At 47.2% G+C, this 24,164-nt stretch carries 15 protein-coding genes and 2 tRNA genes; 10 read left to right on the top strand and 7 right to left on the bottom strand.

From position 1 onward, the window contains the following. Window positions 1–3 precede the first annotated feature (3 nt). Entirely contained in the window at window positions 4–831 is an 828-nt protein-coding gene (locus tag ICL07_RS08980) for a hypothetical protein (protein WP_188087573.1), read from the top strand. A gap of 230 nt (window positions 832–1,061) precedes the next feature. Here ICL07_RS08980 and ICL07_RS08975 read toward each other — a convergent pair whose 3' ends face one another. The 3 genes from ICL07_RS08975 to ICL07_RS08965 form a co-directional block, all read right to left on the bottom strand. Then, window positions 1,062–4,352: an RHS repeat domain-containing protein gene (locus tag ICL07_RS08975; protein ID WP_188087572.1), complete on the bottom strand. Its 3,291-nt coding sequence runs from the start codon at window positions 4,350–4,352 to the stop codon at window positions 1,062–1,064. Between the two features lie 350 nt (window positions 4,353–4,702). Beyond that, window positions 4,703–4,788: transfer RNA gene (locus ICL07_RS08970), tRNA-Tyr, on the bottom strand. A gap of 61 nt (window positions 4,789–4,849) precedes the next feature. Next, window positions 4,850–4,923: transfer RNA gene (locus ICL07_RS08965), tRNA-Asp, on the bottom strand. Window positions 4,924–5,090: 167 nt separating this feature from the next. Here ICL07_RS08965 and ICL07_RS08960 point away from each other — a divergent pair. Together ICL07_RS08960 and dapA are read left to right on the top strand one after the other, a co-directional pair. Further along, window positions 5,091–6,044 carry an acetyl-CoA carboxylase carboxyltransferase subunit alpha gene (locus ICL07_RS08960; protein ID WP_188087571.1) on the top strand — a complete coding sequence of 318 codons (954 nt, stop codon included), beginning with the start codon at window positions 5,091–5,093 and terminating at the stop codon, window positions 6,042–6,044. Between the two features lie 79 nt (window positions 6,045–6,123). Continuing rightward, complete coding sequence (gene dapA / locus ICL07_RS08955) at window positions 6,124–7,005, top strand: 4-hydroxy-tetrahydrodipicolinate synthase (protein WP_188087570.1); 882 nt, start codon at window positions 6,124–6,126, stop codon at window positions 7,003–7,005. Between the two features lie 118 nt (window positions 7,006–7,123). Here the strand turns inward: dapA and ICL07_RS08950 are convergent, their stop codons facing one another. Then, entirely contained in the window at window positions 7,124–8,032 is a 909-nt protein-coding gene (locus ICL07_RS08950) for a ribonuclease Z (RefSeq protein WP_188087569.1), read from the bottom strand. Window positions 8,033–8,108: 76 nt separating this feature from the next. Continuing rightward, entirely contained in the window at window positions 8,109–8,483 is a 375-nt protein-coding gene (locus tag ICL07_RS08945) for an STAS domain-containing protein (RefSeq protein WP_188087568.1), read from the bottom strand. A gap of 308 nt (window positions 8,484–8,791) precedes the next feature. On the opposite strand from ICL07_RS08945, the gene ICL07_RS08940 reads away from it, so the two are divergent. The 7 genes from ICL07_RS08940 to ICL07_RS08910 all read left to right on the top strand — a co-directional run bounded on the left by ICL07_RS08940 (window position 8,792) and on the right by ICL07_RS08910 (window position 21,412). Further along, entirely contained in the window at window positions 8,792–11,326 is a 2,535-nt protein-coding gene (locus tag ICL07_RS08940; protein WP_188087567.1) for an ATP-dependent Clp protease ATP-binding subunit, read from the top strand. Window positions 11,327–11,925: 599 nt separating this feature from the next. Beyond that, entirely contained in the window at window positions 11,926–13,596 is a 1,671-nt protein-coding gene (locus ICL07_RS08935) for a hypothetical protein (protein ID WP_188087566.1), read from the top strand. 89 nt (window positions 13,597–13,685) lie between these two features. After that, entirely contained in the window at window positions 13,686–15,677 is a 1,992-nt protein-coding gene (locus tag ICL07_RS08930; protein ID WP_188087565.1) for a hypothetical protein, read from the top strand. Between the two features lie 9 nt (window positions 15,678–15,686). Then, on the top strand, window positions 15,687–17,270 hold the full coding sequence (locus ICL07_RS08925; protein WP_188087564.1) for a T9SS type A sorting domain-containing protein: 1,584 nt from the start codon (window positions 15,687–15,689) through the stop codon (window positions 17,268–17,270). Between the two features lie 75 nt (window positions 17,271–17,345). Next, window positions 17,346–18,035: a (d)CMP kinase gene (gene cmk, locus ICL07_RS08920; protein WP_188087563.1), complete on the top strand. Its 690-nt coding sequence runs from the start codon at window positions 17,346–17,348 to the stop codon at window positions 18,033–18,035. Between the two features lie 614 nt (window positions 18,036–18,649). Continuing rightward, the gene (locus ICL07_RS08915) at window positions 18,650–20,593 is read left to right on the top strand and encodes a tetratricopeptide repeat-containing sensor histidine kinase (protein WP_188087562.1); all 1,944 of its coding nucleotides are present in this window, start codon (window positions 18,650–18,652) and stop codon (window positions 20,591–20,593) included. Between the two features lie 51 nt (window positions 20,594–20,644). Next, window positions 20,645–21,412, top strand: a complete 768-nt coding sequence (locus ICL07_RS08910; protein ID WP_188087561.1) for a LytR/AlgR family response regulator transcription factor — start codon at window positions 20,645–20,647, stop codon at window positions 21,410–21,412. 312 nt (window positions 21,413–21,724) lie between these two features. On the opposite strand, the gene ICL07_RS08905 is transcribed toward ICL07_RS08910, so the two are convergent. Next, window positions 21,725–22,984, bottom strand: a complete 1,260-nt coding sequence (locus ICL07_RS08905; RefSeq protein WP_343071037.1) for a 4-hydroxy-3-methylbut-2-enyl diphosphate reductase — start codon at window positions 22,982–22,984, stop codon at window positions 21,725–21,727. Then, window positions 22,984–23,862, bottom strand: coding sequence for a rhomboid family intramembrane serine protease (locus ICL07_RS08900; RefSeq protein WP_188087559.1), 879 nt, complete (start codon window positions 23,860–23,862; stop codon window positions 22,984–22,986). Before ICL07_RS08900 ends, ICL07_RS08905 begins: the two co-directional genes overlap by 1 nt. Between the last annotated feature and the right edge of the window lie 302 nt (window positions 23,863–24,164).

Here is a 24,164-nt window from a genome sequence, read left to right as displayed (position 1 = left end):
AGTATGAAGAAGAATATAATCACGGCTGCCGCGCTGCTGCTGGCGTCCTATGCTTTCGGTCAAACTAAACCGCTTATTGGTGTTATCTTCAGGGGTGTTGACAGTACCGGTCAACAGGCTGCTATTCAGAATACAGTGGAAGATGCTTTCGTTCGCGCCAAACGTTTCGACCTGGTGGATCGGGGCGAACTAAGTGAAGTAAAAGCGCAGCCCACAGAAAATGCCCAGCTGGCTGCCATGAGGGAACTGAAAGCCCAATACCTGCTGATAGGGAATGTGGTGAGTGTCATGGAAGACCAGAAACAGGCAAAAATACAGGTATTCGGCAATAACGTTGTACCACAAACGGAGATTATCTATAACGTCAAAGTAATGGACGTCAACTCCGGCGAGCTGGTGGCTGCCGGGAATTTTGCCAATACCGGAAAGGGTAAAAACGGCTTCAACGATGCCCTGATGGGTACCCGCGCCCGCCTGGACAAATTCGTAAAGGACAACTTTAAACTGGTGGCTACCATCGCTTCTATCGAAGAGAAAAACGCCTACGGCGACGCGGTGAAAGTGCTGCTGTCTGCCGGCAAGGCAGTTGACCTCCGGGAAGGCGACGAGTTTAAAGTATACGATGCCGTGGAGGTAAACGTGGACGGCAAAAAAATTACCCGTAAAAAAACAGTGGGTAAAATTGTTGTTTCCCGGATTGAAGATGAACACTTCAGCGTTTGTACTGTGGTAGAAGGCGCCGGCGAAATCACCAAACTGCTGAATAACGGTTCCTCACTGCGTTGCGAAATGACCGCGGAAGCACCGAAGAAGTTGTTTTTCCAGAAATAAGTAGATAAAAAGCGGTTGCTTTTGGCAACCGCTTTTTATCCACTTATTTAACTCCTCTAATGCTATCACCGCTATCTCTTCTGTGGCTTTAGTCGGCGAAATACAATCGCAATTCACCACCCCCACTACATAAATATCTTCTCCGGGAATATAAACGCCCATGGATTTATAGCCGGGTATATTCCCTCCATGTGTTCTGACGTACTAAAATTCCCCAAAAAGGCCCCCGGTTATTGGGTAGGGGGGACCTGGTATTGATAATCGAATTGTTTTACAATTTTACCCTGAAGGTCTTTCACTAACCGAAGGCGGCCAAAAGCGTCATATTCGTAAAAAACGGTTTTCCCGGAGGCATCTGTCTCACTGGTGACACCTATTAAAGGATCATACGTATAGGTGTTAACGATAGCGCTATTGTTTAGCCCCAACCGTATTTTATTCAGTTCATTTCTTAGCTGTTGGTCATTGGAGGGATTATTTAAGATATTCAAATCCACTAAAGCGACAGCCTGCTCATATGTTGCGCCGGTAATACGCGCCACGGGAAATTGTTGTTGATATCCCCAAAGGTAGGACACAGGTACGTCATGGTTTTTTTGTACAGATTTAATAGTGCCGGCATTATCTCCTGTGGTGATGATATTTTCCAATTGATAACGGGCATCTTTGGAGAAAGCAGCTTTGTTGTCATCAGGCAATGTTCCCGGCAATTGGTTGGAGAATTTAAAGCCATTATACGGAATGCCTTGGTTTGTTTCCAGCCGGTATGTTTGTGCCGGCATGCCTGGATAAGATGGATTGTAATGCGTAACACTGCCGGACGTGACCTGGTTGTCGTGCATTTCCACTTTCTCAATAGGCGCAGTAATAATATTCCGGCGAACCATACTGTCGATGAAGGCTGTACCGGCAGCATAGTCTGTCGCATAAGTAAGATAAGTCTTCTTCCATCCGGTGCTGTTTTCTTCCGCAATGGCCAGGGGTTGGTAATGCTTCCAATTGAACATGGGTTCATAGGTATAGTGGGTCCGGGTAACGATGGAATCACCGGTAGTTGTATAAAGTGTCTGGATCGTACTGTCCTGTAAGGAACAGCCCATGGGGGTGGGATATTCAAAGTAGAGAAATTTTTCATCTCCGGGGAGCCTCATATCGTCAGTATATGCAAACTCTGACTGACCTGCCTTGACCGCATCGAGCGTACCAACGTCACTACCCGTCGAAAATGTCTGATAATAGTTGATACTCTTTTTTACCAGTTTACCATTGGTATCATAAGTCTCTCCTTTTTTTAACAATCCCAACGCCCAGTCTCTCGGATAGGTTGGCGGGTATGGAAATTGTGTTTCGACAAAGCTCCCGGTCTCCACATCTGCGAACGTAGTATATTTATATACATTTTTTCCGGAAGGAAGTATTTCCTCTACTCTTTTATAGCCTACCGGACTGCCGGAGGTATATAACATAGTTTGATTAGGGTAACTGGATCTGGAGAGATAGGTGGCTTCTGTGGGAACTACCCATGTTTTGTCCCCGTCTATGACAGTGATTAGTCTGGCTACTCTATAGGTGCGGGAATAGCCGGGAATATTGCCCGCAACACCCGAAGAAAGTATTCCGTCTTCCCCGACATATTTAAAGCTACGGGACTGCACTATGTTAGTTATGCCGTCTCTAAGGTCGATCTTCTTTATCCTGCACCCTCCTGTAACAAAACTGGTGGCGATGAGAGAATCCGGTACTATTTCATTCCATCGTAGCGCAAAGGAGAAAGGGTCATCTAATTGTCCTGGGTAGTTGGTAGTCCATGTAATCTTATAGTCTCCGGCAGGCATCTCCAATAAATTATTACGGACAACCGTTTTGCCATGGGTGGCACTGTAATCAAACATGGAAGTCGCATAGGTCTTGCTATCGTCCAGGCTTTTGATAGCAAATGTAAAAGTGAAACGAGTCTCTATACCATAGGGATAATCGCTGAAAGTAAAATCGAAATTAAGTGATTGGATCTTTTTATTATTATAAAGTGTAAATACTCTGCTCTGTGTTGCTTCCATTCCATTTAAAAAAGTATACATTGGTTTGCTCCGGAAGTACCTACGCATAATAGTATCTGATATACGGTTGGATTCATATTCAAAATTGATGGTACCGCCGGTAGGATAGGTTATTTGATTGAGTAATCCGGCCAGTGCAGCCACAGAATCGGGACTCCTGTCTCCTGACCGCAATGCATTGAATGGAGGTACGCCGCTTCGGGAGCCAAGAAAAGCGGATTTTTCAAAGTCTTCCAGCTTGGGTACCAGCGTTACATTGAGCTTCGCATTATAATATCCCCAATGGTCCTGGCTAAAAGATAATCTCTCTGGTAAATTGGGATTATAGGCAAAGACGTAGGCAGGCTTACGTTGGTTACCGGCAAATTCCTGCGCCCCGCTAAGTGTCAGTCTATGGCCTACCGAATAGTCATAATTTAATTTGATACCTCTGTTATTTCTGGTGTCATAAATAATGCTGTCGAGTTGACTGTCTCCCGGGAGATCTGTCCGGTTCAGGCCATATACAAACCGGATATCTCTGTTTCCGGGTAATATAATCCTGGAAATTCTTTTGGCGAATATGCTGACAATACTGGAGGATGTGTTGAATGTTTCATCAGGTGGCAATTTGACATCGGTGCGCGGCTGTGATAGCAGGTAATCCCGTGTTTCAGATTTACCCGCGACGTAATTAAAGTCATACCCCTGATACTCATATTGTATAGTAAGATTTGGTACAGGAAGAATCACTTTGGAAAGATGCCAGGTAGAGGTGTAATTGACCTGTCTAAGATGAGTATAAAAAGTATATGCTGTTTCCTTTGCGTCAAACACATATTTCACGCCATCGGTGTTGGTAATCATAAATCCTTGTATTGCGCCATTGTCAGGAGAAGTGCCGTCCGGCAAAAATTCAATCCTTATACCAGACCGGTTGGCCTGAATGATCTGATTAACACTATTGGTTCGTTTTCCCACATAAAACTTTCCGGAAATACCATTGAAATTATAGGTAAAAATATCCGGTTCACCGTCTTCCTGGCCAGCGGTGTATTTCTCCAGCTTTTGTTGCGTTTGATCAAAAGGAGGCGCATACATAAAGCCCACCACTGGATAGTCGTCAGGTAGGCCCACTACAGCGCGGTTAATGGAGCCTCCTGCATTTAATGCCCATCCAATACCTACATTGGAAGGCATTTCGTCTACTTTAATACCGCCGGAATGATAACTCAGGTCAATCCCCATATTGTAATTCAAACGGGGAATACTATAGTTGAAAATAGGGATACTAATGTTGGGAACACCGGTATAATAACCTACAGGAACCAACGCAAATTTGTCTATGGCTGCTGCGGCAGGTGAAGGCGGAATGATATTGTACGGTGAGTTCCCGTTCTGGTCCTGACCAGATGCTGATAAGAAAAAAATAAAGGTCAGACAATAAAATAGGTGTCTAAAGGAGAATAGTGGTAAGGGCCTCATGCTAAAATAGGTTTTAAAATCAGTATAAGGATCGTTGGCACATTGATTTTGGATGTCACGGGTAAGGAATGCTTCTGAACATTTTATACCGCATATGTTGAATCAAACAGTACAGTAGCAAAATTTATATTGACGGTATAATTTCAACAATATAAATTATTTTCCAATAAGTTGATATGTTCCTTATGTAAAGGAAGAAGGGGCACTTGTAAACTATCTGGTAGTTGATTGGACAATAATTAGAACACGCTGGCTCTTCTCTTGAACGGGGAATGCGTTATTGGATGGGAGACTCGGGGGGTAGTGATATCGCTAAAAAACAAAAAAACCGGACAATCGCTTGTCCGGTCTGGTGGGCAGGATAGGATTCGAACCTATGAAGTCGAAAGACAGCGGATTTACAGTCCGCCCCATTTGGCCGCTCTGGAACCTGCCCCTACTCTATATTTAAAAGAAAAAGAAAAAGGAATAGACCAACGTCTATTCCTTTAATTCCGCGGACTGGACGGGACTCGAACCCGCGACCTCCGCCGTGACAGGGCGGCATTCTAACCGACTGAACTACCAATCCTTCAAAAATAATTGCTGTAACCAGCTATCTTTTTGTATCCCAATCCGTTATGTTGTTCCGTTTTGGGATTGCAAAGATAGCAACAAAGTTCCCAATTAAGCAAATCTTTTTTAAAAAAAATTTTCAGCACTATCTTTACACCCGATCTTTAACCAATTAAACTAATTATGCAATTCCTGGATTTCGAAAAACCTATCGCGGATTTATATGAGCAGCTGGCTAAGCTGAAGGAGAATGGTGAAAAATCCGGGGTAGATGTTTCTGCTACTGTAAAAGAATACGAGCAGAAAATAGAAGACACCCGTCTCAACATCTACACCCACCTCACCCCATATCAGCGCGTATTGCTCAGCCGCCATCCGGATAGGCCCTATACTTTGGCGTATATCGAAAAAATGTGCACCAATTTTATGGAACTGCACGGCGACCGGAATGTGAAGGACGACAAGGCCATGGTAGGTGGCTTCGCTGACCTGGATGGAGAAACCGTCATGTTTATCGGTCAGCAGAAAGGGGTGAACACAAAAATGCGTCAGCTCAGGAACTTTGGTATGGCCAACCCTGAAGGCTACCGTAAAGCACTCCGTCTCATGAAACTGGCGGAAAGATTCAACAAGCCCATTGTAACGCTCATCGATACTCCCGGCGCTTACCCGGGCCTGGAAGCGGAAGAAAGAGGCCAGGCTGAAGCGATTGCCCGCAATCTCTTCGAAATGGTGAAACTCCGTGTACCGGTTATCTGTATCATCATCGGGGAAGGCGCTTCCGGCGGTGCCCTCGGTATCGGTATCGGCGACCGTGTATTAATGCTGGAAAACAGCTGGTATACCGTGATCTCCCCGGAGAACTGCTCCACTATCCTCTGGCGTAGCTGGAACTTCAAAGAAAAAGCGGCGGAAGAACTGAAACTTACTTCCGACTATATGAGCCAGTTTGGACTGGTAGACGGCCTGGTCCGCGAACCACTCGGCGGCGCCCACGTAAACCCGGATGAAATGGCCACCATCCTGAAAACAAAGATCAAAGAAACACTGGCTGAACTGAAAAAAATCGATCCGGATGTACGCATCGAACAACGTATCGATAAGTTCTCCCGCATGGGTTTTTACGAAGAACACTAAAAAAAATTTAGAGATCACAATAAAAAATTCGAATTTCGGCCTTCGGAATTCGAATTTTTATTTTTTCCCGTAAAAACACATGGAACAGTTAAAAGGCACCGGGGTGGCTTTGGTTACACCCTTTAAAGCAGATGAAAGCATAGACTGGAATGCTTTGGAAAAGCTGATCAATTATGTGATTGATGGCGGCGTCAACTACGTGGTTACTTTAGGAACTACCGGCGAAACGCCTACTCTCTCTGCAGATGAAAAGCTGGATTTGATAAAATTCACTTTCGAAAAGGTGTCGAAGCGGGTGCCGGTGGTAGTCGGCATCGGCGATTATAATACCCGTGATGTGGTAAAACGACTGGAAAAATGCCCGCTGGACGAAGCCGCTGCTATCCTCAGCGTGGCTCCCTACTACAGCAAACCTACACAGGAAGGTATCTTTCAGCACTACAAAACCATCGCGGCCGCTTCTCCGAAGCCTATCATACTCTACAACGTACCCGGTCGTACCGGCCGTAATATGACAGCGGAAACTACCCTGCGCCTCGCGCATGAGGTGGAAAATATCGTGGCCATGAAAGAAGCTTCCGGCGATATGGTACAGTGCATGCAGATTATCCGCGATAAACCGAAGGACTTCCTCGTGATCAGCGGCGACGATGCACTCGCTCTGGCACAGCTGGCCTGCGGCATGGATGGCGTCATCTCCGTGGCTGCCAACTATTTTGCGAAAGACTTCTCCGCCCTGGTAAAGGCAGCCCTGGAAAATAACTTCCCTGCTGCCCGCACGCTCAACTACAAAATGTTGCAGGGCTTTGATCTGATGTTCTCCGAAAACAATCCTGCCGGTATCAAAGCGTTCCTGAGTCACGCCGGTATTATGGAAAATCAATTCCGGCTGCCGGTAGTTCCCGCTACAGATGCGCTCTACCGCCAGATCGGCGAATACCTGAAACATTTAGGAATTTAGATATTTACGGATTTACGAATTTTGGGATTTAAAAAAGCGAAGACCTGAGCTATGTTATTTGCTCAGGTCTTCGCTTTTTTAAATCCCAAAATCCGTAAATTCCAAAATTCGTAAATCCCTAAATATAATAGGTAACTCCCTCTTCCGCAATGTCTGTGGCCGGAAAAACAGGCCTTGTCTCATCCAGGAAAGGTTGTAAATCTGTGTATTTTGAAGAAAAATGACCGATCAGCAGCCGTTTGGCGGCCGCTGAAGCAGCCAGGGTGGCGGCTTGTACGCTGGTGCTGTGATACCGCTCTGCTGCACGGGTTTCCAGGTCATGCAGATACGTGGTCTCATGATACACCAGGTCCGCCTCTTTTACCCAGGGCAGCAGGCCTGGATCATACAGCGTGTCGGCACAATATACATACCGCTTGCCTTTGGCCGGCGGCAGCGTTACCCAGTCATTTTTAACGATACTGCCGTCTTTTCGCTCGTAATCGGCTCCTTCCTGCAGTTTACTGTAGTAGGCGGCCGGAATTTCGTAGGCCCGGGCTTGTTCGGGTATCAGTTTCCGCTTCTTTTTCTGCATGGTGAAAGAAAAACCAAAGCAGGAAATACGGTGCTGTACGGGAAAACAATGTACGGTCAGCTCCTTGTCTTCCAGGATAATCCCGCTGTAACCGGCCTGCAGCGGTACAAAGGACAGCTCATATTGTAACTGGGTACCGGAACAGTCCAGCTGCAGCTGTATGATAGGTTCCAGTTCCGGTGGGGCATACAGGCTGAGAGGTTCGGTTCGCCCCATCAGATTCAGCGTGTTTAACAGGCCAATGAGCCCGAAATAATGATCGCCATGCAGGTGGCTGATGAAGATATACCTGATTTTACTGCGCTTAATACGGTATTGGGCGATGCGGAGCTGGGTACCTTCGCCACAATCTACCAGCAGCAGCTGTTCGTCACAGGTAACGATCTGTGCGGTGGGGTGCCTGTCCAGCGTGGGGATAGCAGAGTTATTGCCTAATATTGTTACTGCAAACATAATATGAAACGTTTCGCTGCCTGCTCCCGCCCTGACCGGCTTTTGCCGGCTACAACGGGAAACGGCGCCTTTTTTATCAATCCAGTCCGTCCAGGAGCTCTCTTTCCAGCTCTTCCATCATAACGAGGTCTATGGCCTCCGCCAGGGTGGGAGCGATGTTCAGCATATCGCCGCCTTCGGTCTTCAGCTCCTTCGTTAAGGCGTTGTTAACGCCGGTAAGCGCACAGGAACGGCCCTTGTCATAGATATTTTGGTATACTGTTAAAATGACCTGTGCCGTTGAGGGGTCGTATTTTTCGACGAAAGTAAGATCCAGTATGAGATTGCGGGTCTCCAGCTCCGGCAGGGAATCCAGCGTGGAGATCAGTTCGGCTGACAAATTAGCATCCAATGCAGGTTCTTCAGGACAAAAAACAACAATTTTTTCTTTGGTATCAATTTTGAATTTCATGCGTTGGACGTTGTTTTATACATTTAGTAAAAAAAAATCGATTTAAAGAGGGAAACCCAGCCTATTAAAAACTAAATAAAAAGGAGATCAAAAACAAAAGCCGCTTTTTCCTCGTAAGTAATTTTGAATGCTATCCCCGCTTTCAACACAAAAATAAATCTTATACTATTAAAGTGTAGGTTGTTGGAGTGCAAAAAAGGAATAACTTCAACTAAAGTAAATAGCGTGATAATCTAAGTTCAGAATTATTCGTTATTATTGTATAAGCAAGCCCCCGTAAGGGTTTTTGATCATTTAATATTCTCACAATGGACCAGAATTTTTCACCGCAAGTTAAGGAGATCATTTCGTTCAGCAGAGAGGAAGCTTTACGCCTGGGGAATGATTTCATCGGTACTGAACACCTGCTGTTGGGTATTATCCGCGAAGGCGAAGGCACGGCCGTAAAGATTCTGCAAGCTTTAAACGTAGACCTGTACGAATTACGTAAAGAAGTAGAATTGGCTGTAAAAGATAAGACTGGGAAGAATATTGCCAATATTAACAGTCTACCCCTCACCAGACAGGCTGAGAAAGTCATCCGGGTAACGGTACTGGAAGCAAAAGCACTGAAAAGCGCTACTGTGGAAACCGAACACCTCATGCTTTCCATCCTCAAGAACAAAGAAAACGTTTGTACTCAAATCTTACAACAATTTGACGTGGATTACGATACTTTTAAAAACGAACTGGGCTTTGTAAAATCTGCCGATCCCAAATCCGAATTCGACGATCCGGGTGAAGAGGAGTTCGAAGATGAACGCAAAAGTTTTGCATCCAAAGCCAAACAAACCAATACCAAATCCAAGACACCTGTACTGGATAACTTTGGTAGAGACATCACCAAGCTGGCCGAAAGTGGCAGCCTGGACCCGATAGTTGGCCGCGAACAGGAAATTGAACGCGTTTCACAGATCCTGTCCCGCCGTAAAAAGAACAACCCTATCCTGATCGGCGAACCCGGCGTGGGTAAAACAGCTATCGTGGAAGGCCTTGCCCTGCGCATCGTGCAACGCAAAGTGTCCCGCGTACTGTTCGACAAACGCGTGGTAAGCCTGGACCTCGCCGCCCTGGTAGCCGGTACCAAATACCGCGGCCAGTTCGAGGAAAGGATGAAAGCGATTATGAATGAACTCGAAAAGAACCGCGATGTAATCCTGTTCATCGATGAAATTCATACTATCGTGGGCGCTGGTGGCGCTTCCGGCTCGCTGGACGCTTCCAATATCTTTAAACCTGCCCTCGCCAGAGGCGAACTCCAATGCATCGGCGCCTCCACACTGGACGAATACCGCATGTATATCGAAAAAGACGGCGCACTGGACCGCCGTTTCCAGAAAGTAATGGTAGAACCACCCAGCGTGGATGAGACCATACAGATCCTCAATAATATCAAGCCCCGTTATGAAGAATACCATAACGTAAGCTACTCCGACGCTGCCATCGATGCCTGCGTGAAACTGAGCGACCGCTACATGACCGACCGTCTGCTGCCCGACAAGGCTATCGACGTGCTCGATGAAGTAGGCGCCCGCGTTCACCTTAAAAACATCAATGTGCCGCAAAATATCCTCGATCTGGAAAAACAGATAGAAGATATCAAACAGGAGAAAAATAAAGTCGTTAAAAGTCAACGCTTCGAAGAAGCCGCTGCGCTGCGCGATACGGAAAAGAAACTGGGTGAAGACCTGGAACGCGCTAAAGCCATGTGGGAAGAAGAAGTGAAACATAAACGCTACCCGATCGATGAAGAAGCGATCGCGGAAGTAGTGAGCATGATGACCGGCATCCCCGTTAAAAGGATGGTTCAGGCCGAAACTGAGAAACTCCGCCGCATGGGCGAAGACCTCAAAGGCGCCGTGGTGGGACAAGACGATGCTATCAGCAAAGTCACTAAAGCCATCCAGCGTAACCGCGTAGGCCTGAAAGACCCGAAAAAACCAATCGGTACCTTTATCTTCCTCGGTCCTACTGGCGTGGGTAAAACGGAACTGGCCAAATCCCTGGCCCGCTACATGTTCGACTCTGATGAAGCTCTCATCCGTATCGATATGAGCGAATACATGGAGAAATTCTCCGTAAGCCGCCTCATCGGCGCGCCTCCGGGTTATGTTGGTTACGAAGAAGGCGGTCAGCTGACGGAAAAAGTTCGTCGCAAACCTTACTCCGTGATCCTGCTCGATGAAATCGAAAAAGCACACCCGGATATTTATAACCTCTTGCTGCAGGTACTGGATGACGGTATCCTCACCGATGGCCTCGGCCGTAAGGTGGACTTTAAAAATACCCTCATCATCATGACCTCCAACATCGGTGCCCGCCAGTTGAAAGACTTCGGCGCCGGCGTAGGGTTCACTACCTCGGCAAAATCCATGAGCGAAGAAGAAAATACCAAATCAGTGATCGAAAAAGCACTGAAACGGACCTTCTCTCCGGAATTCCTGAACAGAATCGATGATGTGATCATCTTTAACTCACTGAGCAAAGAACACATCTATACCATCATCGATATCACGATGAAGAGCGTGCTCAAACGCCTCAATAACCTGGGCTTCAGCCTGGAGCTGACAGACGAAGCAAAAGGCTTCCTGGCAGATAAAGGCTACGATCAGCAGTTTGGCGCCAGACCACTCCACAGGGCCATCCAGAAATACCTGGAAGACCCGCTGGCGGAAGAAATCCTCAATATGAACATTCATGATGGTGATATCCTCGTCGCTGACCTCGATAAGGAAAACCAAAAACTGATATTCACTTTGAAGAACAACTCTTCTAAAAGCAAATCAGAAAAATCTGAAGCGTAATTAACAACGCAATAGTATTATCCATAAACGGCTGCCTTTCTACTGGCAGCCGTTTTTTATTTTTTTAGGCAGATGCCTGCCGATTGTTTTATGCCGTCATTGCCCTGTACTTTATGACGCAATGCCTCCTGTTTCGTTGGGCAGCTATCCTGGGGGATACCCGCTGCACCTTACCCGGCATAACCCCTCGCTGTATGTCGTAATACCCCCGCACTCACATGAAAATGTTAACCTGTCTGCTTTCAAGATAATTTGAAGGCCTGTCGGGCTTCTACACCCCATACTTGTTAAGTTGAAATCGATCGCAGCCCCCAAATACCTGGTAAAAATCAGGTATACAAAATATTATTAAAATATAAAATATAGCATAATAGTGTCATTTTTGGAAAATTTATAATACATACTTTTGTCACATAAAATAATATATACCTCTATTGTTTGGTGTATGAGAATATTATATACATATAGTTCTTATACATATAATAAATTTGCCTATATCTTTAGACTGACTTCCTTATAACCGAACACACGAACTTAAATAAAGTCCACCCCATGCGTGGCCTACTGGAAGATCATTTTAACTATTTATCCTTATACCAATGACTAAATCTCTACATGTCGCATTCCGCGGTGTTTTACTGGGAAGCTTTGTCCTGTTGGCAGCAGATGTCCATGCACAGCTCAAAGTAGGCGACCAACCTACCAAGATCAATAAAGCCTCCGTACTGGAACTGCAATCAGACAGACAAGGTCTGTTGCTCCCCCGCCTCACCACCTTTTCTGATATCGACAACCTGACACCTCCGGATGGTATGATCGTGTATTACGCACCTACCGACCCAACCAAAGCCAGCGAAAAAGGGCTCTATGTGAGAAGAAACAACGCCTGGGAAAAAATGGCAAACGATAAGGATGCCACCAGCAACTGGAAACTCACCGGTAATGATGCCCCGGCAGGCAGCTTCGTGGGTACTACCGGCGCTACACCACTGGTACTGAAAGGCCAGGGCGTAGAAGGGCTGATCATCGATAATGGTTATGCCTTCCTGAAAAAACTGGATCTGGTGACGGCAGGTGTAGACGTACTGTTGGTAGATCCTGCTACCGGCCAGGTGTCCAAACGCAAAATCAGTGAATCAGCTTTCACAACTGCCATATATTCTATCAATGGAGAAACAGGTGATAAACAAAAACTCGAAACAGACGATGCGGCAGATTATAAATTTTCATCAGTTGCCGGTGTACATACCCTGAGCATTGTTACCCAGGACGGTCTGAAAAAAGCAGGTCTGCTCTCCATGGACGATTGGAAACGCTTTGATAACGCCACCAAAATACTGGTAGGCTCTTTCAGCACTACGCCTGTTGCCGAAGGTCTCAGTATCGCACTCGACGCGAATAAAGTTCAGAATGTGGTGCTGCACGCTGCAGACGAAAACAATCCCGGCGCGCTGACCGCTACTGCCCAGAACATTGGTGGTAATAAAACCTTCAAAGGCAGCATCACCGTTGAAAATGGTGGTACCATCAACTCCGGCCTGACCGTTAACGGTGCTTCCAACCTGAAAGATGACGCGGTAATCGGCAAATCCTTACAGGTAGGCACTACCTCCGAACTGAAAGGCAAAGTAACCCTCGGCAGCGTAGCCAACGCTACTGATGCGGATGTAAATGTCCTTATGTTGGGTACTACCGGTGAAGTGATCCAAAAGAAATTGCCTACTGCGGCATTCAGACAATTCGCCAACGGCACCGATGGTCCTGATGTACACTATAAAGAAGACGCTGCTACCAATACACTGACCCTTCACATTCCTACGGCTGCACCAACGGTTGACAGAGGTCTGGTAACCAATACTGATCAGACTTTCAAAGGCCCTAAGAAATTTGAGAACGATGTGAATGCAGGTTCCAAAGTAATGGTAGGCGATCTCGCTACTACCGCCAACTCTACGCTGCAGGTGGCCGGCTCCATGTCCCTCAATATTACCCGTCAATCCGGTAATTATGCCATGACGGATGCGGATAATACGATCCTGATGGACTGCACCGCCGGAAACCGCACGATAACACTGCTCTCCGCTGCTGGCAGAACAGGACGGGTGATTACCATCAAAAAAATTGGCGGTACACTGGATAACTCCTTACAAATCCTTACCGCAGGCGGAACTGAAAAAATAGAAGACGGCACAGACTACTTCATCTATAACAACTGGACTTTCGTAACCCTGCAATCTGACGGTACCAACTGGTTTATCATCAGAAAATAGGAAATAACGGTCATGTATATACGTAGTTATGCGTGTATACATGACCGTTTGTATTGCCCTGCCGATTTCCATGTAATTAATTTATGAAGATGACTGTTTTAAGATACTTACCCTTATGGGGGCTGGGACTCCTGTTTTCAGTCCGGACCACTGCACAACAAATGAAACTGGGACTTCAGCCAACGCAACTGAAAAAAGAAGCGTTGCTGGAACTCAACAGTGATAGCCAGGGCCTGTTGCTGAACAGAGTGCCTAAAAGCGCTATCACCGCTGGCGGCGCACTGTTCAACGCCGCTGACGGTATGTTTGTATATGTAACGGATGTAACTGAAAAATGTCTCTACATTAAAGCAAATGGTACATGGAAAAAGGTGGCGGATTTTACTTTTTCCGCCGGCAATGGTATTAATATAAGCCCGGCAGGCGTTATCAGTAATACCGGCATACTCACCTTCGCTGGTCGTACACCTGATGCCGCCGGAAATATAGCACCGGTTGCTACGGATTACAGCACTTTTTACCTGCCCTATGCCAGTAAACTGAGTTTACAGGCCGGTACGGGTATGAAAGCCTCTACTAATGCAACAAAAGACCTCAGTACGAATCCTTCTTTTACCCTCGATGCCGATAACGACGCGACTATCTGGAATGCAGCCAAATTAGCTACTTACCCGATATCTACGACTACGCCTGCCGCTAACCAGGTGCTGACTTTCAACGGTACCCAATGGGAACCGAAAGCACCAACAGGTGCTACCGGGAATTTTATCGTTAATGGGACTACCTTGCAGAAGCCCGCCAGTTTCAATATTGATGGCTATGGCGACATTGGGAAAGACTTAAAAGTAGCAGGCGATGTAACGATCATGTCCAAACTTGGGATGGGAACTACCATTCCTAAAAACAGAGTGGAAATAACAGGCCAGTCTGTTGACCTGGGTGAAACCACCTTTACTTCCGGACTACGCCTCACCAACATAGCGACCGTCACGCCAGGCACAGCAAACAACAAAACCCTGTCCATTAACGCTACCGGCGATGTCATCGTCACCCAAAATGCCCTGTTCAGCCGTAAAATAAAGCTGCAGGCAGGAACAGGCGTGATTAATTTTGCTGCAGCTGGTGAGCAGGATCTCTCTGCCGACAGAACGTGGATCATCAACGTAGACAGCGCCAAAAACATCTGGAACGCCAATAAAATCCAGAATAACCCGGTGGCCACCACCGCTCCTAAGGACGGCGAAATACTGAAATGGAATGCAGCCTCCCAAATGTATATCCCGGGTGAAGATGTTAATGGTGGCGCAACTTACGGTACGCTGGAGAGCACAGATATCCGTAATGCAGATGTGCCGGATGAGCGGTACCGCATGAAAATCTGGCAAGGCCCATTGCCTGGCAATACAGGAGCTGGACCCGTAGACTTTGGTCCCGTGACTGGGCCCAGCGGGGCCCATGCCTGGAGCGTACTCGCCTTCAGGTCCGGCAACTTCACTACCCACCTTTATTTTGATAAAAATACCCTGGCTGTCAGAGAATGGAAAGGAGCTGTGAAACCATTGGCTCCTGGCCCTCCCACCAACCCATGGTATAAAATGATAACCACACAGGGTGATAAGATAATCGGTAACGGAGGCGTCATTTTCGGAAACCAAACCAGTGACGCTACTTCAGAGGTTGGACAGGACTCGGATAATTTCTATTGGGACAGGGGCGCGAAAGAGCTGGGTATCAGAACGAGTAGCCCGGCGGCGGCCTTGGATGTCAACGGTGATTTTAAAATGGGATCTGGTGGAACAGTGTTCTCCGGCATGTTTAAGTTTCAGGTGAATATCAGCTGTAGCAATTTTACCCAGCGAACACAAACAACTCAGGATTTTACTACGCCCACCGGTACGCCTTCCCTGTTGAGCGCCGCAACGGTAATCCTGAACCCAACGGTAGATCTTACTTCTAATACTGTTGTCATTTCATGGGTAAGAGTTGTTAACACCAATACTATCCGGGTGGCCTTTGTCAATACCGGAACCGGCGGTGCCGGCTTCCCCAGCACCAAATTCAACGTTACCATCATTCAATAAAATTCAATTTTGAAAAAACAACTACTTATCATCGTCATACTATTGCTTGGGCTCACGATCCCGGCAACTGCTCAACAGGGCGTCTTCATCCCTGATGGCGCTTCCGTATGGCTTTCCGGTAACTCAGGTGTCTTTTCAGATCTCATCAACAACGGTATCCTGGGCTCCAATCCTTCGGCTACCCTTTATTTCCTCAGTAAAAAATGGACTAACGGCAACGCTGCTACGTTGCCCGATGAAAGCACCGACGGCTACTCCGGTACCGGCGGTAAATTCGTTTTTCTGGGGCAGAACCCGCTGTATGGCAATGTCGGACAACAGGTAATCTTTGGCAACTACAGCCTGGCGGCGAAGCAGGGGAGCAGCTTCCCCAACCTGCAGATCAACAACAACGCCGGCCTGCTCCTGGATGACCTCAGCGATCTTAAAATCAGGAATAACCTGCATTTCACCACCGGGCATATTTTCCTCAATGGCTGGAACCTGCAGGTAGGCGAAAACAATCCCGGTACAATCACCGGCTACAGCGATCAAAGTTTTGTAGTGAACGGTACCGGTACTGCCGGTGGCGCGCTCTACCGCACAGGTATCAATACGGCGGCGAATAAGGTGGTGTTCCCCGTAGGCACTACCGTCAACAGCTATACGCCGGCGGCTATTCTGCTGGATAACGCAACGGATATGTTCAGCGTACGCGCCTTCGATAGCGTATATGCGCTGTCAGTCGCCGGCCGCGCTTATCCCGACAGCTTCGTTAACAAAACCTGGCAAATTACCCGGGCCGGTACCGGCGGCGATGCTACGGTTATCCTGCAACACATGGACCCGGACGAACTGCCGGCCTATGCGGCGGAACGCGATAGCAGCTATATTACCCGCTTTATCAGCGGAGTATGGGACCAGGTACCTTTTCTGCCTGCCGTGCCTAAACCCGGTATTCTTACCACCAATGGCCTGGCTACGCCGGCTACCATGCATATGCGTGTGTTCACCGGCCTCGGCGCCAATGAATACTTCGCTAAAACAATCCTCGTCGGCAAATCCAAACCGGCCGATTTCCTCAGCTTCGAAGCCTACCGTATAGCACCACTGATGGTGCAGCTCGATTGGACTACCCGCCGCGAAGTCAACAACCTGCTGTTTGAAGTGGAACGCCGCTACGAAAGGGAAGAGGTCTTCTCCCGTATAGCCACGGTGCCTACCAAGGCGGTCAACGGCAACAGCAATGTGCCATTAAGTTACACACTGCAGGACCTCAACGACTACGACGGCTGGACCTACTACCGTATCAAAGCCGTCTCCCGCAATGGCAAGGAAGTCTATTCCGAAATCAGGGCGGTACCGCCATTTGTACAAATCGATGTATTCCCCAACCCGAACAACGGCAATTTCAAGGTACGTATCCGTGGTGTAAGAGGACCGCTGATGATGCAGCTCCGCGATACCTGGAGCCAGGTAATGCGTGAATACGATGTACACCAGGACAATGACATCAGCGTCAGCAACCTGCCTGCCGGTACCTACTTCATGGTGCTTTACAATAAAGACACCCAGAAAGTAGCCTACACCTGCAAAGTGGTAGTGATACCATAAGGTTTGTTTTGCTTTTTTCGCATAATTCCCTCAATTTTGTGAGGTTATATCTGTAGGCGGTCTAAAAAGGCAAGGTTGAAAAAAATAATTATCACGATAGATGGCTACTCTTCCTGTGGCAAAAGTACGTTGGCAAAACAACTGGCTAAGAAGCTGGATTATGTCTATATAGACAGTGGCGCCATGTATCGTGCAATTACGCTGTATTTCCTGCAAAACCGCGTGGACTGGACCTCCCAGCCGGCAGTAGTAGCTGCCTTGTCAGATATACACCTCGAGTTTGAATACAACCCGCTTTCCGGCGCCAGCGAAATGCACCTCAACGAAGAAAATGTAGAACACCTGATCCGCGAAATGCTCGTGGCAGAAAAAGTGAGCGAGGTGGCCGCGGTAAAAGAAGTACGGGAATTTGCCGTCGCCCAGCAGAAAAAGATGGGCGCCCGCAAAGGCATCGTCATGGATGGCCGCGATATCGGTACCGTGGTATTCCCGCACGCTGAACTCAAAATCTTCATGACCGCCGATATCTCTATCCGGGTAGAACGCCGCTTCAAAGAACTGTACGAAAAGAACAAGAATATTACCATCGATGAAGTAAAACAAAACCTGGAACTGAGAGACTACATCGATGCGAACCGCGAAATCAGTCCCCTCCGCAAAGCAGAGGATGCTATTATACTGGATAACAGCCAGTTAAGCCGGGAAGATCAGATGGACCTCGTGATGCAATGGGTGGAAGATGCCACATTGGCCCATACTTCATGAAATAATATTTTCTTTTATTAAAAGTCTTTTATACATTTGCCTTGTCCCTGCCCAACCACCAGCGGACTATCCCAATAATTTTCCACATCCTGAAGAATTTCCTGCTATTTATTTGTATGCAAAACTATGTCGCCAACTTGACGGGGTTTTCCATGCTTTAACCTTATCGGAACTGAAATATCAAGGTTATTGAGGTGGGCAATGTTTGCGCGCGACCGGCCTATGCCAGCCCGCATAAACATGCAATAAGACAACCATTGAAATTGTGATCGCTTCAGCGAATAAAATATCGCTGTCTTATGAAAGTCTTATTTGTACACTATATCCACAAAACCTTTGCTATTAACCGATTATTGAACTTAACGATATATATAATTCCGCCCGGCACGGCTGTATTCCCGCTTTGCCTAAGGCATAAAGAGAAATGTGGGATGGCATGGCTTGCCATGACTGTTCCATATTTTCAGTAGGTGTATTCGGTTAATAGGAAGAAGGGGCGAATTCTTTCGCCCTTTCGCTTTTTTCTCCATGATGGGCGAAAAATCCCCTTGTTCACAGGTATCCCCAAATTCGTAATTCGTAATTCTTCTTAAATTGGGGTCACATTTCAGCCAATGTCTATAAAAAGTCTGTTCTTTTTAGGCTGGCTCCTCCTGGGAGCTACCTGGATCGCTTCCTCACAGGATTCCCTGCGGGCTTGCCGCACCCTCGACTCTATACGGACATTGCCTAACGATACGGCAAAGGTGTCTTTGCTCATCAAAGCCGGCAAACAATACAGCCGCTTTTTCGACAGGTCGGAAAACCTCTTCTGGCAGGAAGCCCTCCCGCTGGCACATAAACTCCGCTCCTCCAGGAGCCTGGCACTCCTCTATAATGAACTGGGTACCGCTAAAAGAAACAAATCCCAGTACCTGGTGGCGGAAGACTATCATGAAAAAGCCATCAAATACGCGGAAGATGCCAACGATACCCTGCTGATGAGCCTTTCGTATAACAACGCCGGAGTGGACAGCCGCCGGCAGGATAAGCTGCAACAGGCATTCGACTACCACCTCCGCGCCCTGCAACTGGCGGAACAAATCAACGATGTCCGTAATGTCTGCGTAGCCACCAACAGCATCGGTAATATCCAGCTGACGGCGGAAAATTATGAAGACGCTATCCGCCATTTCAACCGGGCACTGAAGCTGGAAGAACAAAGTCATAACGACCTTGGCGTAGCCATTAACCTCGGTAACCTGGGATATGCCTACCAGGGACAAAATAAACTGGACCTGGCTATCCAGTACTACCACCGCTCACTGACGGCCAACCAGAAAATAGACAATCCTACGGGAATGGCGATCTGCTATAACGCCCTCGGCGCTGCCTATAAAGAAAAAAAGGATTATGCCACCGCCATGGTATACCTGCAGAAAGCCCTGGTAGTAAATGATAAGGTAGATGATAAGGTGCACGTGGCAGAAAGTTATCTGAATATCGGCAAGCTCCTGAGTGCACAAAACAAACATGAAGAGGCCCGCAGGTATATGCAGCAATCCATTGACCTGAGCGTGTTTTGGGGCTTTAAATCCATGCTCATGGAGGCTTATAAGGCGCTGGCGGCCGATTATAGGGCTAGTGGCGACTTCCGGGGGTCCCTGGAGGCGGCCGACAAATCATTGTTGTACAAAGACAGTATCCTCAATGAAAAATCAGCCATGGCGTTAAAACAAATGCAGGCTATCTATGAGGTGGACCGGAAAGACAACCAGATTAAAACACTGGAACATGAAAAGGTGGTGAATGAACTGAAGACCAAACGGAATGTCATGTTCATCTTCGCCCTGGCAGGTTTTCTGCTGATGGCCATCATCGGCGGCTTCTTTTATATCCGTCACCGCAACCTGGAAGCCAACAAACAAACGCTGCAACTGGAGTTAAGATCCCTGCGCTCCCAGATGAATCCGCACTTTATCTTCAACTCCCTCAGCTCTATCCACCGTTATATATGGAGTAACAACCAGGAAGAAGCGTCAGATTACCTGACTAAATTCTCCCGCCTCATGCGCCTGATCCTCGATAATACACAGCATACGTTTGTAACGCTTAATAAGGAACTGGAATCCCTACGGCTGTATCTCGACCTGGAATCGCTCCGCTGCAACGGTATCTTCGAATACAGTATCCGCATAGGTCCGGACATCAACGATGAGGAGGTGCTCATTCCGCCGATGATCCTGCAACCCTATGTGGAAAACGCGATCTGGCACGGATTGGTGCACAAACACAACGGCAAGGGCCTGCTCGATATCGACATTGTACTGCAGGACAGGTGCCTGGTATGTTCCATTACGGATAATGGTATCGGCCGCCAGAAAGCTATGGAAATAAAGGAAAAGAAAGGGAAGATGCATAATTCCGTAGGCATGAAAGTGACTGAGGGAAGGATTGATCTGATCCGTAAAATCAATAACAAAGAGGCTAGCGTAACGGTCACCGACCTGGCGGATACGGCCGGCGAACCGGCCGGTACGCTGGTGACTATTATTTTACCCGCCGAATTCATATTTTAGCATAAATAAAAAACGGACGGCCGGAGGCCGTACCGCTAAACCTACCACAGCATGAGCGACATTAAAGCTATCATCGTTGATGATGAGCAACATTGTATTGATGCCTTGCAAACAATGTTAGTCAGGAAGTGCCCGGGCGTAGAAGTAATAGGATCAGCCAAAGGAGTAAAGGAAGCAAAGGAACTGGTGGATGAACTCCATCCCGATCTGGTTTTCCTGGATGTGGAAATGCCTCACCAGAACGGATTTGAGTTACTGAAGCAGTTTGATAAAGTGGGGTTTGATGTCATCTTTACCACTGCCTATGAACAATATGCGCTCAAGGCCATCAAATTCAACGCCCTGGATTATCTCCTCAAACCTTTCAGTGTAAAGGAATTGCAGGATGCACTGGACAAGTGCCGGGAAAAAAAGCAGCAACGCCGTAAGGACGACAGCAACCTGTCCCCGATGGATGTGTTCCTGCAAAACATGAAAACTATACAGCAGTCCCACAAAAAAATTGCCTTGCCCACTATCAACGGACTGGTATTTATGCCCGTACAAAGCATTGTACGGTGCGAGTCTACGGGTAATTACACCCGCATCTTCTTCACTGATAAAAAGAACCTGATGGTATCCCGGCCCTTGAAAGAATTTGAGGAATTGCTGGGAGAGGTGGATTTTTTCCGGGTGCATAACTCGCATCTGATCAACCTGCAGCAGATGCAATCCTATATCCAGGGAGAAGGCGGTTTTGCCCTGATGAGCGATGGCGCACAGGTAGAAGTATCCAGGCGGCGCAAGGCTGATTTCCTGAAAAAGGCGATGCAGTTTTAAAGGAACAGCAGTGTCCGGCCGCTAATGGCAAGGCTTCCATGGAAAACGATTGCGTTGCGGTTACGGCAAAAATAGCTTTCCGATTTTAGGCGTATTTATGCCACTTATAGTCAATAAACTACCAGATAATAAATGGCTGTTGCATGCGTTTTCAGGATGATTTATTTTTGAGTTACGATTTCAATTTTAGCGCTATATATAAATTTTATTCTCTGCATTACTAGCGTGATTAGCCCCAAAGAAAAAAGACACCGGAAGGTGTCTTTTTTGTTATGATCTGTTTTAAAATAATCAGCTTACAGATGATAGTTATTATTCAACCGTGGCCAGTTCGTCGGCTTTATGCTCCAGTCCATAAAAGGACAATAAGCGGCGGATGACGCCTTCTACCAGCGCGTCCGGGCAGGAAGCGCCGCTTGTCAGCAGGATGGTTACCTGCTCTTTTTCCGGTAAAAAAGTATTACTGTGAATTTCTTCTTTATGATGAAAATCCCAATGGTCAATTTGATGGACGTTCTGCATTTGCTCCGGCGCATTGATAAAATAAGTGGGCAGCTTTTCCTCGCAAAGTTCCACCAGGTGGGAGGTGTTGGAGCTGTTATAACCCCCTACCACAATGGCCAGATCGGCTGTTTCCTGCAGCATACCGATAACCGCGCTTTGGTTATCGTTGGTAGCATAACAGAGCGTATCGCGGGTATCGGCAAAACGTTCGCCGGTATTGGCTTCTGTGAGACCGTAATGGCGCACGATCACGTCGCGGATATAATCGGCAATCGCCTGGGTTTCGGTAGCCAGCATAGTGGTTTGATTGACAACTCCTACACGCTGCAGGTCTTTGCTTACATCAAACCCTTGTGAATACTGGCCTTTAAAGGCTTCGTAAAATTCTTCCGCTGTTGCTTCACCGGTAATGAAGCGGGCCAGTTTTTCTGTTTCTGCCATATCTTTTACCACCACGGTAGGAGTGTTAAACTGGCTGTGGGAGAAGGTAGCCCGGGTTTCTTCGTGTTTGGGTTTGCCATGCACGATTACGGTATAGGACTTTTTCCCGATCTGCTCCGCCTTGTTCCATACTCTTTCCACAAAAGGGCAGGTAGTATTGTATTTCAGCGGTTCTATACCGAGAGAAGCCAGTTTGTTTTCTGTTTCCAGCGTAGTGCCAAAAGCGGGAATGATCACAATATCGTCGGATTGCAGGGTTTCCCAGGGAACCAGCTGTTTGCCGGCAGTATCCATGATAAACTGTACGCCGCGTTCCAGCAGGTCGTTGTTGACATGCGGGTTGTGGATCATTTCACTGAGCAGGAAAATACGTTTGTCCGGGTTCTCGTCAACCGTTTTAAAAGCGATTTCGATAGCGTTTTCCACACCATAGCAGAAGCCAAAGTGGCGGGCGAGGAGGATTTTCAGCGGACCAAAGTCAAGCGTGGTGGGCGTGAAGTCCTTTTTCATGCGGTCCTGCTGTTTGCGTTGGTTCTTGATAGCGCTGATCAGCGGACTGCGGTATATGACCGGAACATTGAAAGTTTTCATGCGTAAATGGGCGAAAAATTGAAAGACAAAGGTAATCAGTTTTCTTTGCTCACTTTGTCCAACCAGGCTTTTTCTTCTGCACTCAGGCTATTATAGCCTTTTTCGTTGATTTTGTCGAGCAGTTGGTCCAGCCGCAGCTGGTGATTGTCTTCCGGCTTTTTCACTACTTTGAGCGGCGATTTTTTAGGCTTGGCACGGGTCTGTAGTTGTTTGGCTTCCCGGCGGGTATCGGCATCGAAGAGCCAGATCAGTGGTTTGCAAAGGTCGGTGCCGCTTTGCAGGGCACGGATATAGAAGAAGCCGAAGAGGGCGCCGCCCATATGCGCTATGATACCTCCCAGGTTACCATGGGGAATAGAGATCACGCCGAGGACGATGAGGCCCAGGGCCAGCCATTTCAGTCTGACGTTGCCCAGGAAAAGCAGTCCGATCTCGTAGTTGGGCATCAGGGTAGCACAGGCTACCAGGATGCACATCACGGAAGCGGAGGCGCCAATCATAGTGGAAGCCAGGCCCGGTAAAAAGAGATTATAACATAGGAGATATAACAGGCCACCGGTGATACCGCCCATCAGGTAGAGGGGGAGCACCCGTTTGTTGCCCAGGAAGCCACGGAACAGGTTGCCAAACCAGTACAGGTTGAGCAGGTTAAAAAACACGTGAAAGATCTCTACATGCGTAAACATGTAGGTGATCAGTCCCCAGGGTTTAATAATAAAGGTGCCTGGCGCCGAATGCAGGGAAAGCTGGTTAAGTGTCCAGGCAAAAGCAGGCGAACCAGGAGAAAAGGTATTAATGAGATACAATATATTGATCCCAAGAAAAACAACAATATTCCAGAAGAGCAATTGATTGACAGTGTTGCCTTGTCTGAGCCAAAAGCGAATATCCGATTGAAATGAGGTCCCGTTCATATACACAAATTAAAATAAAAATCCGGGAATTAATACCCTTTGCAGGGTTAGATTTTCAGTTGATGAAATTTAACTTTTTCTACTGCAAACAACCAGCAATTGGACACTAAATAAATAACAAATTTTCACCATTCTGGTTGAAAAATACCGGTGATTTCTGCCGGGCATTTTGCCCATACAGTGATTTTTTTATAAATATGATTTAAAAATATCCGAAAAGAACGTTAAATGAGGGCTGGATCAGGGAATTTCTTCCGGAAAAAGGAGGCAGACCGGTGAATTTTTTGTATTTTTGCCGTCCC

It is taken from the genome of Chitinophaga qingshengii (assembly GCF_014529935.1).
Classification (GTDB): Bacteria; Bacteroidota; Bacteroidia; order Chitinophagales; family Chitinophagaceae; genus Chitinophaga; species Chitinophaga qingshengii.
Note: the sequence above shows the minus strand (reverse complement) of the source record. Positions and strands in the feature narration are given on the sequence as shown.

Excerpts from the sequence above, each read along its gene's own strand:
- ICL07_RS08980 (WP_188087573.1), top strand. The coding sequence starts at position 4 with ATGAAGAAGAATATAATCACGGCTGCCGCGCTGCTGCTGGCGTCCTAT.
- ICL07_RS08975 (WP_188087572.1), bottom strand. The coding sequence starts at position 4,352 with ATGAGGCCCTTACCACTATTCTCCTTTAGACACCTATTTTATTGTCTG.
- ICL07_RS08960 (WP_188087571.1), top strand. The coding sequence starts at position 5,091 with ATGCAATTCCTGGATTTCGAAAAACCTATCGCGGATTTATATGAGCAG.
- dapA (WP_188087570.1), top strand. The coding sequence starts at position 6,124 with ATGGAACAGTTAAAAGGCACCGGGGTGGCTTTGGTTACACCCTTTAAA.
- ICL07_RS08950 (WP_188087569.1), bottom strand. The coding sequence starts at position 8,032 with ATGTTTGCAGTAACAATATTAGGCAATAACTCTGCTATCCCCACGCTG.
- ICL07_RS08945 (WP_188087568.1), bottom strand. The coding sequence starts at position 8,483 with ATGAAATTCAAAATTGATACCAAAGAAAAAATTGTTGTTTTTTGTCCT.
- ICL07_RS08940 (WP_188087567.1), top strand. The coding sequence starts at position 8,792 with ATGGACCAGAATTTTTCACCGCAAGTTAAGGAGATCATTTCGTTCAGC.
- ICL07_RS08935 (WP_188087566.1), top strand. The coding sequence starts at position 11,926 with ATGACTAAATCTCTACATGTCGCATTCCGCGGTGTTTTACTGGGAAGC.
- ICL07_RS08930 (WP_188087565.1), top strand. The coding sequence starts at position 13,686 with ATGACTGTTTTAAGATACTTACCCTTATGGGGGCTGGGACTCCTGTTT.
- ICL07_RS08915 (WP_188087562.1), top strand. The coding sequence starts at position 18,650 with ATGTCTATAAAAAGTCTGTTCTTTTTAGGCTGGCTCCTCCTGGGAGCT.
- ICL07_RS08910 (WP_188087561.1), top strand. The coding sequence starts at position 20,645 with ATGAGCGACATTAAAGCTATCATCGTTGATGATGAGCAACATTGTATT.
- ICL07_RS08900 (WP_188087559.1), bottom strand. The coding sequence starts at position 23,862 with ATGAACGGGACCTCATTTCAATCGGATATTCGCTTTTGGCTCAGACAA.